This is a genomic window from Alcanivorax sp. HI0083 (assembly GCF_001635175.1).
Genome location: NZ_LWFX01001059.1, coordinates 1 through 5,686, shown reverse-complemented (window position 1 = coordinate 5,686; position 5,686 = coordinate 1). Strand labels below are relative to the sequence as shown.

At 59.4% G+C, this 5,686-nt stretch carries 6 protein-coding genes; 3 read left to right on the top strand and 3 right to left on the bottom strand.

The annotated features are described in order from the left end of the window. Positions 1–1,191: phosphoenolpyruvate-utilizing N-terminal domain-containing protein (locus tag A3754_RS13930; RefSeq protein WP_156496995.1), on the bottom strand; the 1,191-nt coding region annotated here is incomplete at its 3' end. Then, on the bottom strand, positions 1,184–1,729 hold the full coding sequence (locus A3754_RS13925) for an RNA pyrophosphohydrolase (protein ID WP_063520174.1): 546 nt from the start codon (positions 1,727–1,729) through the stop codon (positions 1,184–1,186). The genes A3754_RS13930 and A3754_RS13925, both read right to left, overlap by 8 nt. Before the next feature lie 201 nt (positions 1,730–1,930). Here A3754_RS13925 and A3754_RS13920 point away from each other — a divergent pair, with 201 nt between their 5' ends. Together A3754_RS13920 and A3754_RS13915 are read left to right on the top strand one after the other, a co-directional pair. Then, complete coding sequence (locus tag A3754_RS13920; RefSeq protein ID WP_063520173.1) at positions 1,931–2,584, top strand: HAD family phosphatase; 654 nt, start codon at positions 1,931–1,933, stop codon at positions 2,582–2,584. Positions 2,585–2,596: 12 nt separating this feature from the next. Continuing rightward, the gene (locus A3754_RS13915; RefSeq protein WP_063520172.1) at positions 2,597–3,550 is read left to right on the top strand and encodes an imelysin family protein; all 954 of its coding nucleotides are present in this window, start codon (positions 2,597–2,599) and stop codon (positions 3,548–3,550) included. 163 nt (positions 3,551–3,713) lie between these two features. Here the strand turns inward: A3754_RS13915 and A3754_RS13910 are convergent, their stop codons facing one another. Next, positions 3,714–4,313 carry a hypothetical protein gene (locus A3754_RS13910; RefSeq protein ID WP_063520171.1) on the bottom strand — a complete coding sequence of 200 codons (600 nt, stop codon included), beginning with the start codon at positions 4,311–4,313 and terminating at the stop codon, positions 3,714–3,716. Between the two features lie 224 nt (positions 4,314–4,537). On the opposite strand from A3754_RS13910, the gene A3754_RS13905 reads away from it, so the two are divergent. Then, positions 4,538–5,686, top strand: a 1,149-nt coding sequence (locus A3754_RS13905; protein WP_156496994.1) for a copper ion binding protein, incomplete at its 3' end; no start/stop codon positions are given.

Genomic DNA, 5,686 nt, shown 5'->3' with positions numbered 1-5,686 from the left:
ACGGAAACCATCGACGATGATTTCCTTGTCGTCCATTTGTTTGCGCGGCAGATTCTGCGCCCCCACCACGGTGGGGATACCCATGGCCCGCGCCACAATGGCCATGTGCGAATTCCGTGACCCGCGTGTGGTAACAATGCCACGCACCCGTTCACGGGGTACTTCCATCAGCATGGGCGCAGAAATATCTTCGCCGAGCAGAATGCACTCGTCCGGAAAAATCACATGACGCCGGGTCTGGCTCTGCAGCTGAGCCAGCACCCGACGGCCCAGGTCACGCACATCCGCCGCCCGTTCACGCAGGTAGGGGTCATCCATCATTTCGAAATTGCGCACATGGGCATCAACCACCGTGCGCAAGGCGCCCTGGGCCCACTGCCCTTCGCGGATCTGGGCAATCACTTCCGCCGGCAGGGCGTGTCGATCCAGCATGCGCAGATAGACATCAAACAGGGCCTGCTCTTCGGTCCCCAGGGATTTGGATGCCCGCTCGGCCAGATCGCGAACCTCCTGGCGCACCTTCACCAGCGCATCATCCAGCCGGGAAATTTCGTTACTAACATCCTCTACGGCCCGATCCGGCACGGAGGCCAGATCCGCCTCGGGAAACAACAATACGCCGTAACCAATGGCTGCCCCGGCGCAACCGGGCAGGCCGTCATAGAAACTGGGCAGATCGGCGCCTCCGCCCAACTGGTCGAACAGCACCCCTGACGCGTGTGCGTGGGCAATCACCGCCGACAACTGGGCGGAGATCGTCACCAGAAAGGCTTCTTCGCTCTGGTCGAAACGGCGAACATCGCGCTGCTGGACCACCATGATCCCCAGCACCTTGCCGTGATGCATCACCGGCACCCCCAGGAAAGCATGGAAGGCATCCTCCCCGGTTTCCGCCAGATAATGGAATTTGGGGTGAGTAAAAGCGTCTTCCAGGTTGATCGGTTCTTCACGCAGACCCACCTGCCCCACCAGCCCCTCAGACAAGCCCAGGCTCACCTTGCCCACGGCTTCCTGCTTCAACCCTTCCGAGGCCATCAGCACATAGCGCTGCTCGTCCTCATCGCGCAAGTAGATAGAACACACTTCCGTGCCCATGGCATCGCGTACCCGCTTGGCCATCAAATCCAGCGCGCTGGGAATGTCCGCCGCGTTGTTCACTTCCTGAACAATGCGCCGCAGGGTCTCAAGCATCGGACGAGTCTCCAGAGGTAGAAGGATTAGGGGAACGCGCGCCTGGCGTGCCTTTCTTCAGGGCCGGAGCCAGTTCACGCAAGGCACGGGCATAGACCCCGCGCTTGAAATGCACCACCTTGCGAATCGGATACCAGTAGTTGACCCAGCGCCAGTCCTTGAACTCCGGACTATCGCTGGCGAACAGGTCGATGGCCTGCTCCTCCGCCGTCAACTGCAGCAAAAACCACTTCTGCCGCTGGCCAATACAGTGCGGGCGATTACGGGGCCGGCGCAGAAACCGGCGCGGCAAACGATAGGTCAGCCAGCCTTCTGTACTGGCAATAATCTCCACATGTTCCGGCAACAACCCCACTTCTTCTTCCAGTTCACGAAACAGCGTCTCTTCCGGGGACTCCCCGGGCATCATGCCGCCTTGAGGAAATTGCCAGGCGTCACGGTTGCCCACCCGGCGACCCCAGAAAACCCGGCCATCCTGGCCGGCAATAATGATCCCGACATTCAGCCGAAACCCTTTGTCATCAATAATGCCTGTCATGTTGTCTCTTCGAATCCACGCGCAATCGTGGACTCTGGCTCCTTGTCAGCCCATTAAACCTTGCCGGGCAACCTGCGATCAATGCACAACCGTGCAACAAACGCACCAAAACAAACGCAGGGAGCCCCGGACTCAATGAATCCGCCGGTATGACTTGTCATCGGCTTCGCATAAAATGACCCCTTCATTTAAGGAGAGGCCATGACGCTCGCGATTTTCGACCTGGACAACACCCTGATCGGCTGCGATTCCGACCACCTGTGGGGAGACTGGCTGGTAGAGAAAGGCATTGTTGACCAGCAGCTCTACAAGGAAACCAACGACCAGTTCTACGTGGATTACCAGAATGGCCGTCTGGATATCATGGCTTACCTGCGTTTTTCCCTGAAAGTACTGGCCGACAACGATATGGCCCAGCTGCATTTCTGGCGTGAACAGTTTCTCGCCGAAAAGCTCGACAGCATGTGGCTTCCCAAGGCCGAAACCCTGCTGCAGAAACACCGCGACCAGGGCCACACCCTGATGATCATCACCGCCACCAACGATTTCGTGACCGCCCCACTGGCGGACCGGCTGGGTGTGGACCATCTGATTGCCACCGTCGCAGAGTGCCGCCGCGAGCGCTATACCGGCAACGTGGCCGGTACCCCCAGCTACCGCGAAGGCAAGGTGGAGCGGCTGGCGGAATGGCTGAACGCCAACGATGAAACCCTGGAGAACAGCTGGTTCTACAGCGACTCCCATAACGACCTGCCGCTGCTGCGCAAGGTCGACAACCCGGTGGCCGTGGACCCGGACAGTGCCCTTGAGCGCGAAGCCCGGGAACAGGGCTGGCCCGTGATCAGCCTGCGCTAACCGGAATTGTTTATGCGTTTTCTCTTTATGGCATTACTGGCCTGCCTGTTGCTGGCCTGCGACAACAACACCAGTGACGACGCCGGGTCCACACCCCAACCAGTCAGTGACGGCACTCTGACAGAGATTCCCGCTGCACAGTGGCAACAGCAGGCGGACGAACGTTTTACTGACACCGCAAAGGCATGGCAACAGGCGCTAACCCGGTTCGAGCAAAACCCGAATGCAGAAAACCTGACCGCACTACGCGATGCCCTGGCGCAGTGGTATCGGCGCTTTGCCAGCCAGTACCTGCTGCTGGCCAGCCGTGCCTGCCAACAAGACGGGAGCGCCAACCGGCAGGCCATTCTGGCCAGGCTGGACAGCTGGCCCTTATACCCCGGCTATCTGGATGCCCTGCCCGAGTGGCCGGAATCCGGGCTGATCAGTGATCCCTATCTGGAGCTGACCCGCCAGAACCTGCGCCGCCAACACGGCGCCACCGACCCGGCGGAAGCCAGCCTCGGTTTTGCCGCCCTGAGCGTGGTACTCAACGGCACCACCGAAAGCCCCAAAGCGCTGGCAGCGTTCACCGGTGAAGAAGGCATCCCCGCCCGGCGGCGCCAGTACCTGAAACTGGCCGGCGAACAACTGCTCGCCGACCATCAGCAGCTATCACTGAACCGCCCCCTGAACGAGCTGGCACTGCAATGCGGCCTGATGGAAACCCTGGCCCACTGGCAGCAACAGCAAGACCCAACCAGCGAACAGGAAGAAGGACTGCTGATCCCCGCTCTCAGCCTCGCCGTTAATGAAACCGTGTTGCTCGATGCAGTGCAGGCCATGGATCCCGCTGTTATAGCCCGCTGGGACCAGATCAACCCGGGCATCGCCGGCTCAATCAAGCAAAGCGAAGAGAAAGGCTGGGCCCCAATTAAAGCCTGGCTTACCACAGTAAGCATCACCCGCCAGATGCCTGACGCCTAGCCTGAAAGGCGTAATCCGAAATTATTCGGCTTAAGGTCTTGCGCGGGTAACATCGACCCAAGAAGGCGGGCGAGCAGGGCCATACGGCAAACACAAAAAAGCCCCGCCGGGCTCTCACCCGGCGGGGCTTTTAGCTTCCAGACAAACTGTCCTGGAACGGATCTTAGAAGTTGTAGCGGCCGAACACGCCATAGGTATCACGATCGCCACCAACAATGACGCGTGCGCCCAGGTCAACCGCCTGGCTTACCTTGAACAGGCCCTGGCCGTAAACGCCCAGGTCATCATCGTAGAGATCCTGATACGCCAGACCACCGGACAGTTCCAGCTTGTCGGTAGTGGCATGACGCACACCACCACGCACTTCGAAACCGATCTCATCGTCGTTGTTGCCCGGATCATAATCACGATCATCGTAAATAATGTCGGCGCTGGTCACGAAGTCCAAACCACGCTGCAACGGAGTGTGGAAGCCCACACCACCAGAAATCTGGCTACCGTCGAGATCACCATTGCGACCATAGTCACCATCAAAGAAACCCAGGCTACCACGCAGGAACAAGTGCTCGTCCAGCGCAAAGGACCCTTCGGCGCTCAGCGCGTCCACGTCCACATCGTTATCCAGATCCCAGCGGTCGTAGGCCAACTGGCCGTAGCTGTAGGAAAAACCGTTATCACGGACGGCGGAAGTTTGTTGCGCCGCCATGGCCGGGGCAGAAACTGCCAGAGCAATGCCTGACACAAGCAATGTTTTCTTAAACATAAATCGTCCTCACTGATATCGAAAAATTCGGCATCCAAGATGGCCACACTATGTGGTCTTATTGAGCGGTTTGCGTTGTTATGGTTCCGCCTTTATGACGTTTTTATAAAAATTTTCAATGTAACCAGCAATTTATAGCATGCCGTTGACCTTGGGGTTACCCACAGGTTCACAATACAGACTGACATCACCTTCTGGCATCACACCGCGTCACAGGAGCCACCATGCCAATGCCAACACGGACACAGACCCTGCCTGTCAGTGGCGCCACCTGCAAGGGATGCAGCCGCACCATCAACGCGGCACTGGAACAGATTACCGGTGTAGAAAGCGTGACCGTGGATCTGCATGCCCAGCAGGTCACAGTGACAGGAACCGCCTCCAGAAGCGCCCTTCAGGACGCACTGGTACAGGCGGGTTACGGCACCGACGACGATCAGCATGATCAAGACGCACACTGTCGCGATAAACCGGAAAAGGCCGCTGTTACCCCCGCCCAATCGGTGCAACTCAGCATCAGCGGCGCCACCTGCGCCTCCTGTGTGCGCACCATTGAAAATGCCCTGCGCAACACACCCGGTGTCGACAAGGCCGACATGAATTTTGCCGATCGCACCGTTCAGGTCAGCGGCACCGCCAGCACCGAGACGCTGATCAGCGCGGTAACCGATGCCGGTTATGGCGCCGAGCTGCTGGATAACAGCGCAGATCAGCAGGAACAGCAGGAGGCCCGCGAACAGGCCCACTACCACACCCTTATTCGCCACATGGGGCTCGGGCTTGGCCTGGGTGTCCCGTTGATGGCCTGGGGCTTGCTGGGCGGCGACATGATGGTCCGCGCCGGGCAAACCAGTCAGTGGATCTGGCTGGCTATCGGCCTGCTTACTCTGGCGGTGCTGGCCACCGCCGGCCGCCACTTTTTTGTCGGCGCCTGGAAGGCATTTCGAAACCACAACGCCAACATGGACACCCTGATCGCACTGGGCACCGGTGCGGCCTGGCTCTATTCCATGGTGGTCGTCCTGTTGCCCGGCGCCCTGCCGGAAGCGGCCCGGCATGTGTATTTCGAAGCCAGCGCCATGATCATCGGCCTGATCAATCTCGGCCAGGCACTGGAAGTGCGCGCCCGCGGCAAAACCAGCGCTGCGGTGAAACGGCTGCTGGATCTGGGTGCCAAAACCGCGCGGGTGGTCCGCGATGGCGAAGAGCGGGACATCCCCGTGGAGCAAGTTCAGACCGGCGATATTCTCCGGGTTCGGCCCGGTGAAAAAATCGCCGTGGACGGCACGGTGAAAGAAGGCGAGAGCCGCATCGATGAATCCATGCTCACCGGCGAACCCATGCCCGTCAGTAAAAGTGAAGGCGACAACGTC

What these genes read in the sequence shown, in the direction of transcription:
- A3754_RS13925 (WP_063520174.1), bottom strand. Translation starts at nt 1,729, where the DNA reads ATGACAGGCATTATTGATGACAAAGGGTTTCGGCTGAATGTCGGGATC.
- A3754_RS13920 (WP_063520173.1), top strand. Translation starts at nt 1,931, where the DNA reads ATGACGCTCGCGATTTTCGACCTGGACAACACCCTGATCGGCTGCGAT.
- A3754_RS13915 (WP_063520172.1), top strand. Translation starts at nt 2,597, where the DNA reads ATGCGTTTTCTCTTTATGGCATTACTGGCCTGCCTGTTGCTGGCCTGC.
- A3754_RS13910 (WP_063520171.1), bottom strand. Translation starts at nt 4,313, where the DNA reads ATGTTTAAGAAAACATTGCTTGTGTCAGGCATTGCTCTGGCAGTTTCT.